Annotated in this window: 17 protein-coding genes; 11 read left to right on the top strand and 6 right to left on the bottom strand. The window is 73.4% G+C overall.

All coding sequences use genetic code 11. The features are described from left to right. Positions 1–84: 84 nt before the first annotated feature. Positions 85–600 (bottom strand): EF-hand domain-containing protein, encoded by a 516-nt coding sequence (locus tag ACZ5NJ_RS25175; RefSeq protein WP_468767461.1) that lies wholly within the window; start codon positions 598–600, stop codon positions 85–87. A 288-nt stretch (positions 601–888) separates the two neighbouring features. Here ACZ5NJ_RS25175 and ACZ5NJ_RS25170 point away from each other — a divergent pair, with 288 nt between their 5' ends. Together ACZ5NJ_RS25170 and ACZ5NJ_RS25165 are read left to right on the top strand one after the other, a co-directional pair. Continuing rightward, positions 889–1,467: a sigma-70 family RNA polymerase sigma factor gene (locus tag ACZ5NJ_RS25170; protein ID WP_079429140.1), complete on the top strand. Its 579-nt coding sequence runs from the start codon at positions 889–891 to the stop codon at positions 1,465–1,467. Beyond that, entirely contained in the window at positions 1,464–2,690 is a 1,227-nt protein-coding gene (locus tag ACZ5NJ_RS25165; RefSeq protein ID WP_468767460.1) for a zf-HC2 domain-containing protein, read from the top strand. The genes ACZ5NJ_RS25170 and ACZ5NJ_RS25165 overlap by 4 nt, the downstream gene beginning before the upstream one ends. Positions 2,691–2,759: 69 nt before the next feature. Here the strand turns inward: ACZ5NJ_RS25165 and ACZ5NJ_RS25160 are convergent, their stop codons facing one another. Further along, positions 2,760–4,328 (bottom strand): class I adenylate-forming enzyme family protein, encoded by a 1,569-nt coding sequence (locus ACZ5NJ_RS25160; protein WP_468767459.1) that lies wholly within the window; start codon positions 4,326–4,328, stop codon positions 2,760–2,762. 143 nt (positions 4,329–4,471) lie between these two features. On the opposite strand from ACZ5NJ_RS25160, the gene ACZ5NJ_RS25155 reads away from it, so the two are divergent. The 8 genes from ACZ5NJ_RS25155 (at position 4,472) to ACZ5NJ_RS25120 (ending at position 11,963) form a co-directional block, all read left to right on the top strand. Next, positions 4,472–5,665 (top strand): amidohydrolase family protein, encoded by a 1,194-nt coding sequence (locus tag ACZ5NJ_RS25155; RefSeq protein ID WP_468767458.1) that lies wholly within the window; start codon positions 4,472–4,474, stop codon positions 5,663–5,665. A gap of 1 nt (position 5,666) precedes the next feature. Continuing rightward, on the top strand, positions 5,667–6,821 hold the full coding sequence (locus ACZ5NJ_RS25150) for an acyl-CoA dehydrogenase family protein (RefSeq protein ID WP_468767457.1): 1,155 nt from the start codon (positions 5,667–5,669) through the stop codon (positions 6,819–6,821). A gap of 6 nt (positions 6,822–6,827) precedes the next feature. Next, a complete protein-coding gene (locus ACZ5NJ_RS25145; protein ID WP_468767456.1) occupies positions 6,828–7,847 on the top strand; it encodes an acyl-CoA dehydrogenase family protein in 1,020 nt (339 codons plus the stop codon). Positions 7,848–8,167: 320 nt separating this feature from the next. After that, positions 8,168–8,638 carry an ATP-binding protein gene (locus tag ACZ5NJ_RS25140; RefSeq protein ID WP_468767455.1) on the top strand — a complete coding sequence of 157 codons (471 nt, stop codon included), beginning with the start codon at positions 8,168–8,170 and terminating at the stop codon, positions 8,636–8,638. 134 nt (positions 8,639–8,772) lie between these two features. Further along, positions 8,773–9,165 carry a tryptorubin family RiPP precursor gene (locus ACZ5NJ_RS25135; protein WP_468767454.1) on the top strand — a complete coding sequence of 131 codons (393 nt, stop codon included), beginning with the start codon at positions 8,773–8,775 and terminating at the stop codon, positions 9,163–9,165. Between the two features lie 65 nt (positions 9,166–9,230). Continuing rightward, positions 9,231–10,289: a cytochrome P450 gene (locus tag ACZ5NJ_RS25130; protein WP_468767453.1), complete on the top strand. Its 1,059-nt coding sequence runs from the start codon at positions 9,231–9,233 to the stop codon at positions 10,287–10,289. Beyond that, positions 10,279–11,526: a cytochrome P450 family protein gene (locus ACZ5NJ_RS25125; RefSeq protein WP_468767452.1), complete on the top strand. Its 1,248-nt coding sequence runs from the start codon at positions 10,279–10,281 to the stop codon at positions 11,524–11,526. Before ACZ5NJ_RS25130 ends, ACZ5NJ_RS25125 begins: the two co-directional genes overlap by 11 nt. A 47-nt stretch (positions 11,527–11,573) precedes the next feature. Further along, positions 11,574–11,963, top strand: coding sequence for a hypothetical protein (locus tag ACZ5NJ_RS25120; RefSeq protein WP_468767451.1), 390 nt, complete (start codon positions 11,574–11,576; stop codon positions 11,961–11,963). Positions 11,964–12,048: 85 nt separating this feature from the next. Here ACZ5NJ_RS25120 and ACZ5NJ_RS25115 read toward each other — a convergent pair whose 3' ends face one another. Together ACZ5NJ_RS25115 and ACZ5NJ_RS25110 are read right to left on the bottom strand one after the other, a co-directional pair. Further along, positions 12,049–12,606 carry a hypothetical protein gene (locus ACZ5NJ_RS25115; RefSeq protein WP_468767450.1) on the bottom strand — a complete coding sequence of 186 codons (558 nt, stop codon included), beginning with the start codon at positions 12,604–12,606 and terminating at the stop codon, positions 12,049–12,051. Then, a complete protein-coding gene (locus tag ACZ5NJ_RS25110; protein WP_468767449.1) occupies positions 12,603–13,250 on the bottom strand; it encodes a TetR/AcrR family transcriptional regulator C-terminal domain-containing protein in 648 nt (215 codons plus the stop codon). Before ACZ5NJ_RS25110 ends, ACZ5NJ_RS25115 begins: the two co-directional genes overlap by 4 nt. A 77-nt stretch (positions 13,251–13,327) precedes the next feature. On the opposite strand from ACZ5NJ_RS25110, the gene ACZ5NJ_RS25105 reads away from it, so the two are divergent. Then, positions 13,328–14,758 carry an FAD-dependent monooxygenase gene (locus tag ACZ5NJ_RS25105; RefSeq protein WP_468767448.1) on the top strand — a complete coding sequence of 477 codons (1,431 nt, stop codon included), beginning with the start codon at positions 13,328–13,330 and terminating at the stop codon, positions 14,756–14,758. Positions 14,759–14,762: 4 nt separating this feature from the next. Here ACZ5NJ_RS25105 and ACZ5NJ_RS25100 read toward each other — a convergent pair whose 3' ends face one another. Continuing rightward, a complete protein-coding gene (locus ACZ5NJ_RS25100) occupies positions 14,763–15,527 on the bottom strand; it encodes a hypothetical protein (RefSeq protein WP_468767447.1) in 765 nt (254 codons plus the stop codon). Continuing rightward, a partial coding sequence (locus ACZ5NJ_RS25095) for a hypothetical protein (RefSeq protein ID WP_468767446.1) occupies positions 15,524–17,554 on the bottom strand: 2,031 nt, incomplete at its 5' end. The genes ACZ5NJ_RS25095 and ACZ5NJ_RS25100, both read right to left, overlap by 4 nt.

Raw genomic sequence — 17,554 nt, 5'->3', positions numbered from 1 at the left:
GCGTGTTCCCTTTTCCCCTTGCCTCCTCCCCCCCCCTTCCTCTCCCTTCCTCCCCCCCCCCCCCCCCCCCCGGCGCGGGCCGTGTCAGGCGTCCGGGTCGACGCCGCAGTACGCGGCGAAGGCGGTGAGGATCTCCTCCTCGCCGATGCGGCCGTCGCCATCCGCGTCCAGGGCCGCGGCCACGTGGACCGCCAGGTCCGGGGCGGTGCCCAGGACGCGCAGGACGCGGGCCGCCGCCTCCGGGGTCGCGCCCGTGCCGGTCTCGTCCGCCACCGCGACCACCGCCGCGAGGAACGGCCGGGCGATCTCCGCGAACCGCTTCGGGTTGTCCCGCAGCCGCTTCGCCGCACCCGTGACGAACTCCTCGCGGGACACGCGCTGGTCGCCGTCCACGTCGGCGATGCCCGCCATGCCCTGCCAGAACGCCTCGGCGCCGGCGAACACGGCCTGGCCCCGGTCCGAGCGGGCGGTGACACCGAATTCGGCCAGCACCGCCCTGGCGGCCGTACTGAAGTCCTCGCGGTCGATGTAGCCGGATCCGTCCTGGTCGAAGGTGGCGAATCGGGAGGCGATCTTGCGCTCGTACTCTGCGCTGTCCATATGCGGCGTTCCGCCTTCACATGTGCGTTGGGGTGCGTTTGAGGTGCAGATCAAGACAGGCAGGAGCGTAAGGCCTCGATGGCCTGCGCGTTAAGCCGAGCGGTCAACGAGGTGGCCGCATCGAACCCGCGCACGGGGAGCGCGGCGGGGCGCGTACGCGTGTGCGGAGGACCGAAGGGCGGATCCGCTAGCACGGGGTGCGCGCTTACGGGGGAGGTTCCCCCAAAACAGGCGCGCTCCGGCCGGTGGCGACTACATTTGACGGGTCGACACACGGCTGGAGGCACCATGGCGAAGGACGTTCCACCGCGCTGGGACCGCCGCATGCAGCAGCGTCTCGCCCGTGGTGAGGCCGCCGCCCTCGGGGAGCTCTACGACCGGTTCGCCTCGCTCGTGCACAGCCTCGCCCACCGGGTGCTCGGCGACGAGAAGGCCGCCGACCGCATCACCCGCGAGGTGTTCGGCTACATCTGGGAGAACCCCGACGCCTACGACCCCAAGCAGGGCTCCATGCGCTCCTGGGTCGCCCGGATCACCCAGGGCCAGGCCGTCGCCCGGCTGCGCCAGGCCGAACTCGGCCGGGGCTCGCGCGAGGAACTCGAACAGAAGGTGCGCAGCGCCAACGCCGCCGCCCGCGCCGACTACATCGTCACCTCCATGCCCGCGCCCCTGCGGGCCGCCCTGGAACTCGCGTACTTCAAGCGCCGCGACTACCGGCAGGCCGCCGCCGACCTGCAGATCAGCGAGGACGAGGCGCGGCGCCGGCTGCGCCTCGGGCTCCAGCTGCTGTCGACCGCCAACGTCCTCCCGAGGGAGGACCCCGCCCCGCCCGGATACGGCCCACGCGGATACGGAACCACCCGATGACCGGACCCACCGATGACTCCCCCGACGGCGCGTACGAGCCCCCGGCGGGCGGACCCGCGCTGATACCGGGGCCGCGCGCGGCCGGTGACGACCTCCGGGCCCCCGAGGTCCTGCCGCCCGCGCCGCCCTCGCACGCCGTACTGAAGTCCCTGCTCGGGGCTTGGGCGCTGGCCGCCTGCTCCGCCGAGGAGACCCAGGCCGTCGAGGACCACCTCACCGAGTGCGCGCCCTGCGCCGAGGAGGCGCTGCGGCTGCGCGACGCGGTCGGGCTGCTGCACCCGGAGGAGAGCCTCGACCTGAAGCCGCTGCTGCGCTCGCGGGTGCTGGAGGACTGCCTGGGCAAGCGCCCGGCGCGCATCCCCGTCCCGGTGTGGGCGAACCCGTACGACACGGAGACCGCGCGGCTGGACGCCCTGCTGCGCGACTTCGGGGACTCGGAATGGGACACCCCGGTGCGGCTCAAGTGGTTCGAGGAGGAACGCCGGCGCAGCCACCGCACGACGGTGGCGGGGGTGATCGGACACCTGCTCACGGTCGACGGGCTCGTCGCCACCGCGCTGGGCCTGGACGACCCGCTCGGCCCGCAGGCACCGCCGGGCGGTCCCACCGGCCGCACCGAGCACTTCTGGAACTCCCCCACCGCACCGGTGACCCGGAAGGTCCGCGAACCCTGGCGGGAGCAGGGGCACACCCTGGTGCGTACGGTCTCCTTCGCCGGCCGGGGCGTGGCCGAGCTGTCCGTGGACTACGGGGCGTTCGCGCTGCCCCTCGGGGACGCCTTCCTGGAGCGCGCCTTCGAGTGCTGGGTGCACGCCTGGGACATCGCGGAGGCGGTGGACTACCCGTACGAGCCGCCGTCCGGACCGCACCTGCACCGCATGATCGACCTCGCGGCCCGGCTGCTGCCCGGCGCCCTGGCCGGCCGCCGCCGCTCGGGCCTGGCGGCCCCGGCGCGCGGGCTGGTCGCGGCGGGGGCTCCGGGCCGCACCCTGCACCTGGAGATCGAGGGCGTGGGCGGGGGCGGCTGGGACATCGCCCTGGACTCCCCGGCGGCGAAACCCTCGCGGGAGCACACGGTGGCGGAGGTCGCGCTGGACGGCCTGGAGTTCTGCCAGCTGGCCGCCGGGCACATCTCCCCGGAGGACGCGGCGGTCGGCCAGACCGGCGACCGGGAGGCGATCCGCGACGTCCTGTTCGCGGCGGCGTCGCTGAGCCGTCTGTAGGCGCAGGCGCAGGCGCAGGCGCAGGCGCGGCTCCGGCGCACCGGAGCCGCGCACGGGGTGGGACCGGACTCAGGAATAGCGCTCGCGCAGGCGGTACTTGAGGACCTTGCGCAGGGCGTCGTTGCGCGGCAGGGTGTCGACCAGCTCCAGCTGTTCGGGGAGCTTGTACGGGGACAGGCCCTGGGCGCGGAGGTGGGCGGTCACCTGGGGCAGGGTCAGCGGGGCCGCGCCCGCGGGCTGCTCGACCACGGCGCAGACGCGTTCGCCGCGCTCCTCGTCGGGAAGGCCGATGACGGCCACGTCGCCGACGCCGGGGAGCTGGTGGAGGAGGTCCTCGATCTCCTTCGCCGAGATGTTCTCGCCCTTGCGGATGATCACGTCCTTGCTGCGGCCGGTGAGGACCAGGTGGCCCGACGGGGTGAGGTGGCCGAGGTCGCCGGTGATCAGGTAGCCGTCGGCGTCGAAGACCCCGGCGGTGTCCTTCTGGTTCAGGTACCCCTGGCAGACGGCTTCGCCGCGCAGGCGGACCTCGCCGTCCGTGCCGGCGGGCAGGGGGGTGCCGTCGGGGGTGGTGATGCGGATGGACATGCCCTCCGGGGGGCGGCCCTCGGTGGTGGCGAGGTTCTCGGGGGTGTCGTCCGGGGAGCCCATGGTGATCATCGGGACCTCGGTCATGCCGTATCCGTGGGTGAGCCGGCAGCCCAGTTCGCGCACCACCGCGTGGTAGATCTCCGGCGGTTTGGGGGCGCCGCCGCCCGCGAGCAGGCGCAGGCTGGGAAGGAGGGGCGTGCCGGGGTCCTTGCGCTGTTCGGCGAGGAAGAGGGAGTAGAAGGCGGTGGAGCCGCCGGCGATGGTGACGCGGTGGCGGCGGTAGCCGTCCAGTGCGCCGGGCATCGCGAACTTCTCGAAGAGCACCGCCGGGAACCCGTACAGCAGCAGCATCACGGTGTAGTCGGGCCCGGCGATGTGCGCGTACGGGAAGGCCATCGAGCCGACGTCGGACGGGGACAGGCGCAGGGCGTGGGCGAGGCAGGAGCCGCCGGCGATCAGGGAGCGGTCGGTGTGCAGGACGCCCTTGGGGTCGGAGGTGGTGCCGGAGGTCCAGTAGATCCAGCGGACGGAGGTCCCGTCGGCGGGAGGCGGGGGCAGGACGGCCGGGTCGCCGTCGGGCAGGTCCCCGTACGCCTCGAAGACCCCGCGCGCGCCGAGGCGGGCGGCCATCGCGGTGTGGTCGAAGCCGCGCCAGGTGCCGGGGACGGCGAAGAACTCGGCGCCGGACTCGCGCAGGGCGAAGGCGACCTCGCGGTCGCGGTAGAAGGGGATCACGGGCGACTGGACGGCCCCGAGGCGGGCGAGGGCGGCCGACAGCAGGACCGTCTCGATGCGGGTCGGCAGCTGCCAGGCGACGACGGTGCCGGGGCGTACGCCCCGGTCGTGGAGGCCGGCGGCGACGCGTTCGGCCCGGTCGCGCAGGGCGCCGAAGGTGAGGGTGCGGTCGGCGGCGGGCTGCTCGGCGGCCTCGATGAGGGCCGGGGTGCCGGGGGTGAGGTCGGCGCGGCGGGAGATCAGCTCCCAGAGGGTGCGGGAGCGGCCGAGTTCCGTGGCGACGGCCGTCGCCGCGCTGTCCGTCGTCGTCATCTCGGACCTCCCCCTGGGCGCGCCCGCCCACGTCAGCTGACGGTGAGTCAGATCAAGGGCAGAGCGTAGGGCTCCGGCGCTTGTCGGTCCAGGGGTGGCGGGGCTAGCTTGTTTCTGACGATCCATCAGATTGGGGAGCCCGCATGGCACTGGAACTGCCTCGGATCATCAGCGTCGACGACCACGTGATCGAGCCGGCCCACCTCTTCGACGTGTGGCTGCCCGCGAAGTACCGCGACCGCGGCCCCCGGCCCCTCACCGCCGGCATCGGCGAGCTGGAGTACACCGGCGGCAAGTACGTGATCTCCATGGACCCCGACGGCCCGCCGGCCGACTGGTGGATCTACGAGGACCTGAAGTTCCCGTACAAGCGCAACATCGCCGCGGTCGGCTTCGACCGCGACGACATGACCCTGGAGGGGATCACCCGCGCGGAGATGCGCCGCGGCTGCTGGGACCCCAAGGCGCGCCTCCTCGACATGGACCTCAACCACGTCGAGGCCTCCCTCTGCTTCCCGACCTTCCCGCGCTTCTGCGGGCAGACCTTCGCCGAGGCCAAGGACAAGGAGGTCGCCCTCGCCTGCGTGCGCGCCTACAACGACTGGATGGTCGAGGAGTGGTGCGGCGACAGCGGCGGCCGGCTGATCCCGCTGTGCATCATCCCGCTGTGGGACATCGACCTCGCCGTCGCCGAGATCCGCCGCAACGCCGCCCGCGGGGTGCGCGCCGTGACCTTCTCCGAGATCCCCACCCACCTGGGGCTGCCGTCCATCCACTCCGGCTACTGGGACCCCTTCTTCGCCGTCTGCCAGGAGACCGGCACGGTCGTGAACATGCACATCGGGTCCTCGTCCCAGATGCCCGCCGCCTCCCCGGACGCCCCGCCCGCCGTCCAGGCCTCGCTCAGCTTCAACAACGCCATGGCCTCGATGATGGACTTCCTCTTCAGCGGGGTCCTGGTGAGGTTCCCGGCGCTGAAGCTCGCCTACAGCGAGGGCCAGATGGGTTGGATCCCGTACGCCCTGGAGCGCGCGGACGACGTCTGGCAGGAGCACCGCGCCTGGGGCGGGGTCCGCGGCCTGATCCCCGAGCCGCCGTCCACCTACTACTACCGGCAGATCTTCTGCTGCTTCTTCCGCGACAAGCACGGCATCGCCTCCCTGGACGTCGTCGGCCGCGACAACGCCACCTTCGAGACCGACTACCCGCACGTCGACTCGACCTTCCCGCACACCAAGGAGGTCGCCCTCGACCACGTGAAGGGCCTGGACGACGAGACCGTGTACAAGCTGATGCGCGGCAACGCCATCCGCATGCTCGGCCTGGACCTGGTCTGACATGGACCTCTCCCACACCGAGGAGGAGCAGGAGTTCCGCGCGCGGCTGCGGGAGTGGCTCGCCAAGGTGCTGCCCGAGCTGCCGCCCAGGCCCTCGCCCGACGACTGGCCCGGACGGCGCGCCTACGACCTCGGCTGGCAGCGCCGGCTCCACGACGCCGGGTACGCCGGCCTGCACTGGCCCGTCGACGCCGGCGGGCGCGGCGCCACCCCGACCCAGCACCTGATCTTCCTGGAGGAGACCGAGCGCGCCGGCGCCCCCTACGTCGGCGCCAACTTCGTCGGACTGCTGCACGCCGGGCCGACGATCGCCGCCGAGGGCACCGCCGAGCAGCGGGCGCGCTGGCTGCCGCCGGTGCTGCGCGGGGAGGAGGTGTGGTGCCAGGGGTTCAGCGAACCGGGCGCCGGCTCCGACCTGGCGGCCCTGCGGACGAGGGCGGTCCGCGACGGGGACGCGTACGTGGTCACCGGCTCCAAGATCTGGACCTCGCACGCGGAGGTCGCCGACTGGTGCGAGCTGCTCGTACGGACGGACCCGGCCGCACCGAAGCACCGGGGGATCTCCTGGCTGGCCCTGCCGATGGACGCGCCCGGGGTCACGGTCCGGCCGCTGCGCACCCTGGCGGGGTCGGCCGAGTTCGCGGAGGTGTTCCTGGACGAGGTCCGGGTGCCGGTCGCCCACCGGGTCGGCGCGGAGAACGACGGGTGGCGGGTCACGATGGTGACCCTCTCCTTCGAGCGGGGCACCGCCTTCGTCGGGGAGGTCGTCGCCTGCCGGCGGACGCTGGGCGCGCTGGCCCGGGCGGCGCGGGCGAACGGGCGCTGGGACGACCCGGTCCTGCGGCGCCGGCTGGGCCGGCTGTACGGGGAGTTCGGCGCGCTGTGGCGGCTCACGCAGTGGAACGTCAGCGAGGCACAGGGCTCCGGCGGGGTCCCCGGTACCGGGGGCAGCGTCTTCAAGCTGGCGTATTCGCACGCGCGGCAGGAGCTGTACGACGCGGCCGCGGAGGTACTGGGGGCCGGGGCGCTGTCGCTGGAGGAGGAGTGGACCCTGGAGCGGCTGTCGTCGCTCTCGTACACGATCGCGGCGGGGACCTCGCAGATCCAGCGGAACATCGTGGCCGAGCGGATCCTCGGCCTGCCGAAGGGGCGGTGAGCGGTCGTGGACTTCCGGCTGACGGAGGACCAGCGGGACCTGCGGGCGGGCGTCCGCCAACTGCTCGCGGGGCGGTACGGGCGGGAGGCGCTGCGGGAGTCGGTGGCGGCGGCGTCCGGGGCGGGGACGGTGGCCTCCGGGGCGGGGGCTTCGGTTTCGGCTTCGGCTTCGGCTTCCGCTTCGGCGGCGGGTCCGGGTGCGGGGGCGGTGGTCGACCGGCGGCTGTGGCGGGAGCTGGGGGAGGCGGGGTTCTTCTCCCTGCGGCTGCCGGAGTCCGAGGGCGGGGTGGGGCTGGGCCTGCCGGAGGCGGTGCTCGTCTTCGAGGAGGCCGGACGGGCGCTGCTGCCCGGGCCCCTGGTGGCGACGCACCTGGCGGCCGGAGTGGTCCCGGGGGCCGCGTCCGGCTCGGCGGTCGTGACGGCCTTCGACCTGGGCGGGCCGCTGGTGGCCTACCTGGGGGAGGCGGACGCCGTCCTGGGCGCTCCGGGGCTCCCGGCCGGCGAGCCGGTCCGCTCGGTGGACCCGCTGACCCCGCTGTGGCGGTCCGCGGGGGTGCTCCCGCCGGAGTTCCGGGAGGCGGGCACGCTGCTGACGGCGGCGCTCCAGCTGGGCAGCGCGTTGCGTACGGTGGAGCTGGCGGTGCGCCACGCGGGGGAGCGCGAGCAGTTCGGGCAGCCGATCGGGGCCTTCCAGGCCGTCAAGCACCTGTGCGCGGAGATGCTGGTGCGCGCCGAGGTGGCCCGTACGGCGGTGTACGCGGCGGCGGTGACCGGTGACGCGGCCGAGATCGCCGCGGCGAAGCTCCTCGCGGACGAGGCGGCGGTGCGGGGGGCCCGGGACTGCCTCCAGGTCCACGGCGGGATGGGCTTCACCTGGGAGGCGGACGTGCACCTGCACCTGAAGCGGGCGTGGGTGCGGGCGGAGCAGTGGCACACGGCAGCGGAGGCGGAGGAGCTCCTGGCGGCCCGCCTGGCGGCGGAGTCGGCCGCGGGGTGGGCGGCGGAGGAGGGCCCGGCCATGGGGTAGCAGCGTGTGACACAGGGGCACGGGAGGGACGGCGCGGGACTCATGTCCGATTACGGAGAGTTGATATCGGTTTGTGTCCTTCGCACGCCCCGATGCGGCCCGAAGGCGGGGGTGTGCCACGGTACGCTCCCACGATGCGAGTGGTTGAGCGGCACGAGCGCCGCACAGTATGCACCACGCCTGCTTCTTCGCGCTGGAATATGCCCGAAGCGCTTGTTGCGGTGACTGTACGTCAACCATGCTGCTCGGCACGGGGATCACACTCGGTGATCCCGTCCTGTCGCGAGGCGAAGTGTCCGCCGGTTCGGATGGTGTGAGCGGTGCAGGGGCTTCAGGTACAGCTGGAGGTAGGACCGGACCCGGCCGAGGTCGGACGGGCGCGCCGGTGGGCGCGGTCCCGACTCGCGGGGTCCGGCATAGGGGACGACGAACCGCTCGCCGAGACGCTGATCCTGCTGATCTCCGAGCTCGTCACCAACGCGGTCGTGCACACGGGCTGTCCGGCCGTCCTGCGGATGCTCTTCGGGGGTCCGGGCGTCCGGGTGGAGGTGGCCGACGCCAGCGACCGAGCCCCGGCCCGCCGGCAGGCCGCCGGGGACGACACGGGCGGCCGCGGGCTGGAGCTGGTGGACGGACTCGCGGACCGGTGGGGCTGGCAGCGCGAGGGCGCGGGCAAGCGCATCTGGTGCGAGATCGACCGGGCGGTGGCGCAGGCGCCGACGGGCCCCGGGGCGTCACCGAAACCGCCGAAAAAAGTCGTACTGAAGCGGGAACCGCACGTGTACCTCTAACGAGGTGTTGACGGTTCGTCACCTGTTGATCACCCTGGTGATGAGCGATTCGTCGCGAGGGGACGCCAAGGGTCCTGTGCCTTGACGAGTGCGGGTCGTGGGGTGGCGGCTGCCGTGCCGCGCTCGGGGCGTGCATGCCGCACGCCGCCACCCGCAGGTTCCCGGCCGGTGCCGTGTCCGTGCCCGTGTCGGTCCGTGCCGTGCCCCGGGTCGCGCCGTCCGTACGCGAGCGCGCGTCCCGTCGTCCGTACGCGAGCGCGCCTCCCCCCGGTGCGCTTTCGGCGCGATGCGGCGTGAACTCGGCCGTGGACGGCCGGAATACGCGGGCCGCATTGGTAGGAGCGTACATAAAGACGCGGCCCTTGTTGTTTCGCGGCGAGACGGGCGCCTACGGTGGCGGCGCATTCTCCACAAGCCATCTCGTCCATGGGAGAGGGGGTACGGCGATGAAGATGCTTTTCGCCATCCGTAATGCCGTTTCCGGTCGGCAGAGCCTCAAGAAGAGCGCCTGGTACTTCTGGTACTAGACCGGCAGAGCCGCCCCGGCCGGTCCGCCGGCCGGGGCGACACCGACGGCCCATCGGAGCCCCGTATGCCCCTCTCCTCCCTCCCGGCCGCGCGGACCACGGTGTTCGCACCCCGCCTCGCCGCCCTGCTCCGCGAGCACACGGGCCGGGACGCCTTCCGCCTGGAGCCCGACACCATGGGCGTCGCCGGCCACGCCCTGGCCGACGGGATCCTCGCCGCCCGCAGGGCCACCGAGACCGAACGGCCCACCTTCAAGCCGCTGCACGGCCGGTCGATCGAACGCCACGAGGCCGCCGCGGTGATGCGGGTCATCGGGCGGGACGTACGGGAAGCCCTGGAAGGTCCCCTGCCGAAGGGCGTGGACCTCACCGGCCCGTGGCCCCTCACCGGGCACCTTTTCCTGAGGGACCTCATTCTCGGCGGCGATCCGCGCCGCCTGCGCATTCTGATGAGCCGGAACCTCGAATTGACGCCGAAACTCACCTGGTCGGTGATAGTCGCCGGTGCGGCCTTTCCCTGGCGGAGGAAACCGGGAATGGCATCGAGCGGAATGGCCGGACTGCTGGCGGAAGCGGACGGCTACCAGGACCGGCGTCACGCGATGGGCATCTACCGGAGGGCGGCCGCGCCCGTCTGCTTCACCGTTTCCACCCTCGTCGCGAACGCCCTCTGGCTGGGATCGCCCTTCGACGGGAACACGTCCCACCGCAACGTCCTCCACGAGGCCGCGCGACTGCTGCCCCCCTCCTGGAACATCCTGCGCCACGCCTCACCCGAGTACGGGGCCCTCGACGCGCGCATCGGCGACCGGGACGACGTACTCGTCCTGCCCCTGCTCTCCCACCGGGACCCCGCCCTGTGGGAGGACCCCGACGCGTTCCTGCCCGCGCGGTGGGACCACCTCGACCCCGAGACCGCCCCCGGCTACCTGCCCTTCGGGCACTCCTCCGAGCGCTGCTGGGGCCGGCACATGGTCATGCCGCTCGCCGAACTGCTGCTGGACCTGATCCGGGGCGCCGGGCTGGAGGTCGACCCCGCGCAGCGGAAGGCGAAGGTGCCGCTCGTCGGGCTCCTCGGGGTGGAGGAGGTACGGGTGACGAGGGCGGTGCGGAGTGTCCGCTGACGGGGTGGAGGAGGTCCCGGTCTCCTTCTTCCAGGACCCCCACCCCGCCTACCGGCGCTGGCGGGAGCGGGAGGGCGGGGCGCACCGGGTGCGGATCCTGGGCGAGGCCCCGCTGGAGGGCTGGGTGGTCACCGGGCACGCCGCGTGCAAGGCCGCCCTCGCCGATCCCCGGCTGAGCAAGAACGCCGCGACCGAGGCCTTCGACCGCCGCGACGGCTCCGAGGAGGGCCCGGGGCCGGGCCGGGCGCTGACCGCCCACATGCTCAACTCCGACCCGCCCGCCCACACCCGGCTGCGCAGACTGGTCCAGCAGGCCTTCACGGGCCGCCGGGTGGCGGGGCTGCGGCCGTTGATCGAGGGGCACGTGAACCGGCTGCTGGACGGGCTGGATGGGCTGGACGGCCGTGGCCCCTGCGTCGACCTCGTCCGGGACTTCGCCGTCCCCCTCCCCCTCGCCGTGGTCTTCGACCTGCTCGGCGCCTCCGAGGGGGCCGGGCCCGTCCTGGAGGCGTGGGCCGCCACGCTCAGCGGCGAGGAGGGCGACGGCGAGGTCTCCGTCGCCACCGCCGAGGCCCTGGTCGGACACATCCGCGCCCTCATCGCCCACAAGCGCGCCCACCCCGGCGACGACCTGCTGACCGCGCTGATCCACGCCCGCGACGGCGGCGACGGCGGCGACGGCGGCGACGGCGACCGGCTCAGCGATCCGGAGATCACCTCCATGGGCTTCCTGCTGGTGGCGGCCGGTCACCAGACCACCGCCAACCTCATCTCCAGCGGCGTCCACGCCCTGCTCACCCACCCCGGGGAACTGGCCGCACTGCGCGCGGACCCGTCGCGCACGGGCGCCTTCGTCGAGGAAGTCCTGCGCCACGAAAGCCCGTTCTCCATCGCCACCATGCGCTACGCCACCGAGCCGGTGACGATCGGGGGCACGGTGATCCCCGCCGGGGACTTCGTACAGATCGCCCTGCTGTCGGCCAACCGGGACCCCGCCGTCTTCCCCGACCCGGACCGCTTCGACCCGTCCCGCCCGGCGACGGGCCACCTGGCCTTCGGCCACGGCATCCACCACTGCCTCGGCGCCCCCCTGGCCCGCCTCCAGGCCGAAGTCGCCGTCACCACCCTCCTGACCCGCTACCCGACCCTCACCCTCCCCACCCCGGCACCCCACCCCCTGTGGTGGCGCAACCCCCGCCACCGCGGGCTGCGCACCTTGCCGGTCCGGCTGCGCTGACCGCCGGACAGGCCGCACGCCTCCGCCCGGCCCCTAACATCACCCTCATGGCCGACCTGTACGCCCTGCACCTCGACCTCACCCTCGCCCCCTCCACCCCGGAGCCGGTCCTGGCGCTGGTACGCGAGCACCTGACGCCGTACCCGGACGACTGCGCGGACGAGGACACCACCTTCAGGGTCCTGGCCGAGCGCGGCCCGGCGTACCGCGTGGGCGGCACCTGTACCGCCGACCTCACCCGCACCCCCCAGGGCTGGACCCTCACGGCCCGCCAGGAGATCCACGCCGAAGTCCTGGAGGACGTGGAGGAGTTCCTCACGACCCTGACCCCCCACCTCGTCCCGTCCCCCGCCCCCCTGGGCACCCTGTGCTTCTACGAGGACGCCACCCCAACCCCCCTCACCCCGGACCCGACGGGCCGCATCCACCTCCAGTAGACCGGCCTACACACCCAGGGTGTCGAACTCCCCGACCCAGCTGCGGGCGAGCTCCTCGGCACGGCTTCCCAGACCGTCGGGCAGCTCATGCCTTGCGACGAGAACAGTCATAGGGATCGGGTGACCCGGGCGTTGGTGAGGGGGGTGTCGCGGGGGCCGCGCGGGCGGCGGTGGGGAGGTCCTTCACCTCCGCCTCGGGGAAGGCGGCCAGGCCGGTCTGGGTGGCGTGCACGCGGAAGGACGGCTGGTCGGCGGCCGGGTCCGGGTCCAGGTCTTCCACGGCCGCGTACGTGGTTCCGCCGTGCGGGAGGAACACCTTGCGGATCCATGGTTCCGTTCCCCATTCGACCAGCACCGGCGTCCCCGACGCACGCGCCAGGACGGCCGCGAGCTCCTCCGAGGTGGGGGGCGTGGTGACGGCCGGGACGGCGTAGACCTGCACCATGCCGCGCAGGTCTCCGGCGCGGAGGACCTCGTACTCGCAGGTGACCAGGGCGGTGTCCCAGGTGCGGCCGTCGACCGTCCCGTCCGGGGCGACGTCGACCCGTGCCGCCGGTATCGCGAAGGCCTCGGCCAGGGCCTCGGTCAGGCCGTCCGGGGCGGGTGCGGCGGCCGTGAGGAAGCCGTACGCCGTTCCGTTCATCGCCCGTACCGCTTCTCGATGCCCGCGATGACCAGGGCGAGGCCCTCCTCGAAGCCCTGGTCGTAGTCCTGGAAGAGGTCGGCACCGGCTTCGGCGGCGAGGGGGAACTCGGCCAGGCGGGCGGCGCGTTCGGTGACGTCGAAGCCTTCGCGGCGTTCGCCGGGGAGGGGTTCGACGCCCTGTTCCTCCGTGACGAAGCCGAGGGTGAAGAGGTACGCCGTCGTGGTGGCGCGGACGGCCTCGGGGAGGGTGAAGCCGGCTTCGGTGAAGGCGCGGAGGTTCGCCTCCATCTCGACCGCGTGCTCGGTGCCGGTGAAGCGGGAGCCGCTGAGTACCTTCGCGCCGTCGCGGTAGCGGAGCAGGGCGGCGCGCAGGCCGCGGTGGGCGGTCAGCAGGCGGTCCTGCCAGGAGAGGCCGGGGGAGAGGGGGAAGTCCGCCGTCATGCGGCGGTACATCTCCGTGGCCATCTCGTCGAGGAGCTCCTGCTTGTTCTTGAAGTGCCAGTAGAGGGCGGGCGCCTGGACGTCCAGCTCCTTGGCGATGGCGCGCAGGCTGAGGCCGTCGAGGCCGACCTCGTTGAGGAGGCGCAGGGAGGTGTCGACCGCCTGCTTCTTGTCGAGCTTCGGGGAGTTGCGAGGGGACACGCTTGACAGCTTAACACCGTTAAGGGCAGTCTCGGGGCAGGAGAAATTTAACGCCGTTAAGGAAAAGGGGCAGGGTCATGGACACGGAAACGATGAGGGATACGGACGTGCTCGTCGTGGGGGCCGGGGCCGCCGGGCTCGCGCTCGGGGTCGACCTCGCGCGGCGGGGCGTGCGGGCGCTCGTCGTGGAGCGGGAGGGCCGGCTGTTCCCCGGGTCGCGCGGCAAGGGGATCCAGCCGCGGACCCTGGAGGTCTTCGACGACCTCGGGGTCGGCGCGGCCGTCCGGGCCGCCGGAGGCCCGTACCCGACGGGGATGCTCTGGCAGGACGGGAAGCGGCTCGGCGAGCAGGCGCTGTGGGACGAGCCGGACGTGGTGGAGGGCTCGCCCTACCGCGAGCCGTGGATGGTGCCGCAGTGGCGCACCCAGGAGGTCCTCCACGCCCGCCTCACCGAGCTGGGCGGGCGCGTCGCCTTCGGCCGGGAGCTGACCGGGATCGCGCAGGACGCGGACGGGGTGACGGCCGCGTTCACCACCGGTGCCCCCGTACGGGCCCGGTACGTCGTCGCCGCCGACGGCGGGCGGTCCACCGTGCGGCGGCTCCTCGGGATCGGGATGACGGGCGAGACGGTCGACCCGCACCCGGTCCTGGTGGCCGACGTCCGCATCGACGGCCTCGACCGCGACCACTGGCACATCTTCCCGGCCGCGGACGGCGCGGGCTTCCTCGCCCTCTGCCCCCTCGCCGGGACGGACGACTTCCAGGTCACCGCGCAGCTGCCGCAGGGCGCCGGCCCGGCGGTCGACCTGTCCCTCGAAGGGCTGCGCGCGGTCGTCGCCGCCCGGTCGCACCTGGACCCGGGGCAGGTGACGGAGGTCCGCTGGGCCTCGGACTTCCGGCCGCGGGCGGCGCTGGCCGACCGGTTCCGGGAGGGGCGGGTCTTCCTCGCCGGGGACGCCGCGCACGTGCACTCGCCGGCGGGCGGACAGGGGCTCAACACCAGCGTGCAGGACGCGTACAACCTGGGCTGGAAGCTGGCCGCGGTCCTGGGCGGCGGGGCGCCGGAGTCGCTGCTCGACACGTACGAGGAGGAGCGGATGCCCGTCGCCGCCGCCATGCTCGGCCTGTCGACCCGGATCCACCGCGGCGAGGCCCGCCGCGGCGCGGCCACGCAGCAGCTGGGCCTGGGCTACCGGGGCTCCTCCCTGGCGGTGGAGACCCGCACGGACCTCCCCGCCGGAGCCCTGCGCGCCGGCGACCGCGCCCCGGACGGCGACGCGGACGGCCTCCGGCTCTTCGACGCGTACCGGGGGACGCACTGGACCCTGCTGGTGGTGGGCTCCCGCCGCACCCCGGCGGAGCTGCCGGGCGCGCGGACGCTACGGATCCCGTCGTACGGGGCCTACGGCGACGGGGTGTTCCTCGTCCGGCCCGACGGCTACGTGGGCTGGGCGGGGGAGACGGGGGAGGGACTGGCGACGTACGCGGCCGGGGTCGTGGGGGTCTAGGCGGTCAGTCGTCCGATGGGGAGACGGTCGCCGTGATCTCGCCGATGAGCCGGGCCGCCTTGAGTTCGTCGAGCTCGGTCAGGCCCGCCTCCTTCAGCTCCGTTTCGCCTGCCGGGATCAGGTCGGTCGGCTCCCAGCGCAGGTCGCGGGTGAACAGTTCGTCCCGCTGTTCGCCCCGCAGCGCGCGGCGCCTCAGGAGGGGGCCCTGGCCGTCCTCCGCGGTGTAGTACGTGGTCCGGCCGTCGGCGTCGAGGGCGTCGAGGACGGTGGCGCCGAGGAGCGTGACGGGCGGGTTGCCGCGGTAGCCCGCCGGGGTGCCGAGGCGCAGGCTCACGCCCGTCAGGTCGAGGGCGCCCGAGCTTTCGCGGAGGAACTCGCCGCCGCGCTCGTAGAAGAGGACCAGCGGCTCGTACAGGTCGGGGAGGTCCGGGAAGGCGGCCGGGTCCTGCGTGCGGAGCGCCGCCAGGCGGACGGCGCCGGAGCAGGTGGCGCGTACCTCACCGCTGGGGAGGCGGCCGAGGAGTTCCGCGAGTGCGGCGTCCGTTTCGGGAGGGAGGCGGAAGTCGGGCGCCGCGTGCGCGGTGATGTCGAAGAAGGGCCAGGCGGCTTCCGCCTCCGCGTACGCCTGCGACCACACGGCCGCCCGGCGGAGGTACTCGCGGAAGAGCACGCGGCGCGACTTGACGTGCCCGAACGCGGAGTCCCAGTCGCCCGCCCACTCCACGGTGCGGAGACGGTCCAGTACGGCCGATGCCGTTCGAGCGGTCACTTGAGTTCGATTCCCTTCGCGCGCAGCTCGTCCTTCAGAGCCGCCACCACTTCATCGATGTTGGACAGGTCGGACGCCAGGTGGACGTCCGGTACGTCGAACCCTGCCCTGCCCCACTGGCCGAAGCCGCCCCTGCCTTCGTTCAACGCGAGGTCGTGGGCGCCGGCGTCGTGAGGGTTGCTGGGGAAGTCGCGATAGTACTCGATCGGGCCGTCGCCGTTCTGGAACGACTCCCACAGGTGCGGGGCGTCCACGGTGTAGGGCAGTCCGGCCTCCATGAGCCGGCTCTCGACGTACTCGTGCCCGATGTAGCGCTCGAACTTCGTCGCCTCTTCGGGGGTGAGCTCGCGCTTGCCCGCCGCCTCCCAGATCTCCGCGATGTCGCTCCGCGGGGTGAAGTAGCCGTGCCGCGACAGGGCCGGCCCCTCGGGTACCACGTGCTCGGTGAGGAAGAAGTGGGTGCGGACGCTGTCGAGCACCTTCGTGCTGATGCCGGTGTTGTGGGAGATGGCGCCGAGGTCGAGGGACTCCGGGTTGGCGCGGACCTTGTCGTAGAACTCCGCCGCCTTGACGTGCTCGGCGGTGGGCTCCTCGATGTAGCGGCCGCCGTCCGGACGGGGCTCGGAGCCGCCGGGGAGGACGCCGTCGCCGGGACCGCCGTGGGGGGAGTCGGGGAGGGAGCCGCCCGGGCCGTCGCCCTGGTGGGGGACGGACGGGCCGTCGCCGTGGCCGCCCCCGGCGCCCGGGCCGTCGCCGTGGCCGCCGCCTCCGGTGGAGGGACCGTCGCCGTGGCCGCCGGTGGGGGTGGTGTCCCCGTGGCCGCCGGTGGTGGGGGTGGTGTCGGTGCCGCCGTGGCCGGGGGTGGTGGGGTTGCCGCCGGGTTCGGTGTGGCTGTTGTGCGGGGTGTGGTCCGCGGTCCCGCCGGGGGTGTGGGCGGCCGTGCCGCCGGGGGTGTGGTCCGCTGCGCCGCCGGGGGTGTGGCCGGCCGTACCGCCGGGGGTGTGGGTGGTGGCCTCGACGGTGTGGGAGGGGCCGCCGACAGTGACTTCCTGGTGCTTGGGTGCGCCGACCGTGACGTCCTCGCGCTTCGGGACCTCGGCCAGGGGGTGGTCGGGGCCCTTGGGGACGGAGGTGAGGTCCTGCTTGGGCAGGCCTTGGTGGTCGAGGAGTTGGTGGGTGGTCTTGTCGTAGAACTGGGGGCGGCCCAGGGCGTCGTCGGGCAGGCGGACGGTGTCCTCGGGGTGGGGGAACTTCACCCCGGGCAGGTCGGCCTTGGGCAGGTCCTTCCACACCACATCGGTGATCTTCGGGAAGGCTCCGTCGGCCTTGCCGAGGTTCGCGAACAGGTCTCCGACCTTGACCTTGGCCAGGGAGCCGGCCTTGCCGATGTAGGTCATCGGGTCGATGAGACGGCCGGCCTTCCCGGCGACGCTGATGACCTTGGCGACCGTGCCGGCCTTCGCGGCGGTCCCGGCGCCGCCGGTGAAGACGGTGGTCAGGACGTTGAAGGTGACCGCGCCCGCGGCGCGGGCGGGGTTCTTGCCCCACTCGTCCCAGGCGACCAGGGCCTTGCCGGTCTCCTTCACCGCGGTCCGCGAGTCACGGATCCAGGACGGGAGGTCCTTGTCGTCGGCCATCCAAAACGCCGTCCCGACTCCCGGCATGGAGGCGATCGCCAGACCGGTGGCGAGTTTCGCCAGACCCGTCCAGGCCTGGCCGGCCTTGTCCCAGCCGTCGACACCGACCAGGGTGCCAAGACCGCGGATGGTGCCCCAGATCCCGTCGACGATCAGTCCGTCCCACACGAAGGACTTGACCCAGTAGCCGACCTCCCACGCCCGGTGGGTCTCCTCCAGCTGCGAACCCCACGGGAGGTCCTGCGCCTTGTTGAGGTCCTCGCCCTTGTAGCCGTACATGTTCGCCCCGTGCGACCCGTCGTCGGCGACGAGGGGGGCGGCGCAGTACAGGGCGCGGATCTTGTTCGCGCAGGTCCGCTCCGCGGCCCAGAACGCGGACACGGCCGCGTT

Source organism: Streptomyces sp. NPDC032091 (assembly GCF_055580265.1).
This window is presented reverse-complemented; position numbering and strand designations above follow the sequence as displayed.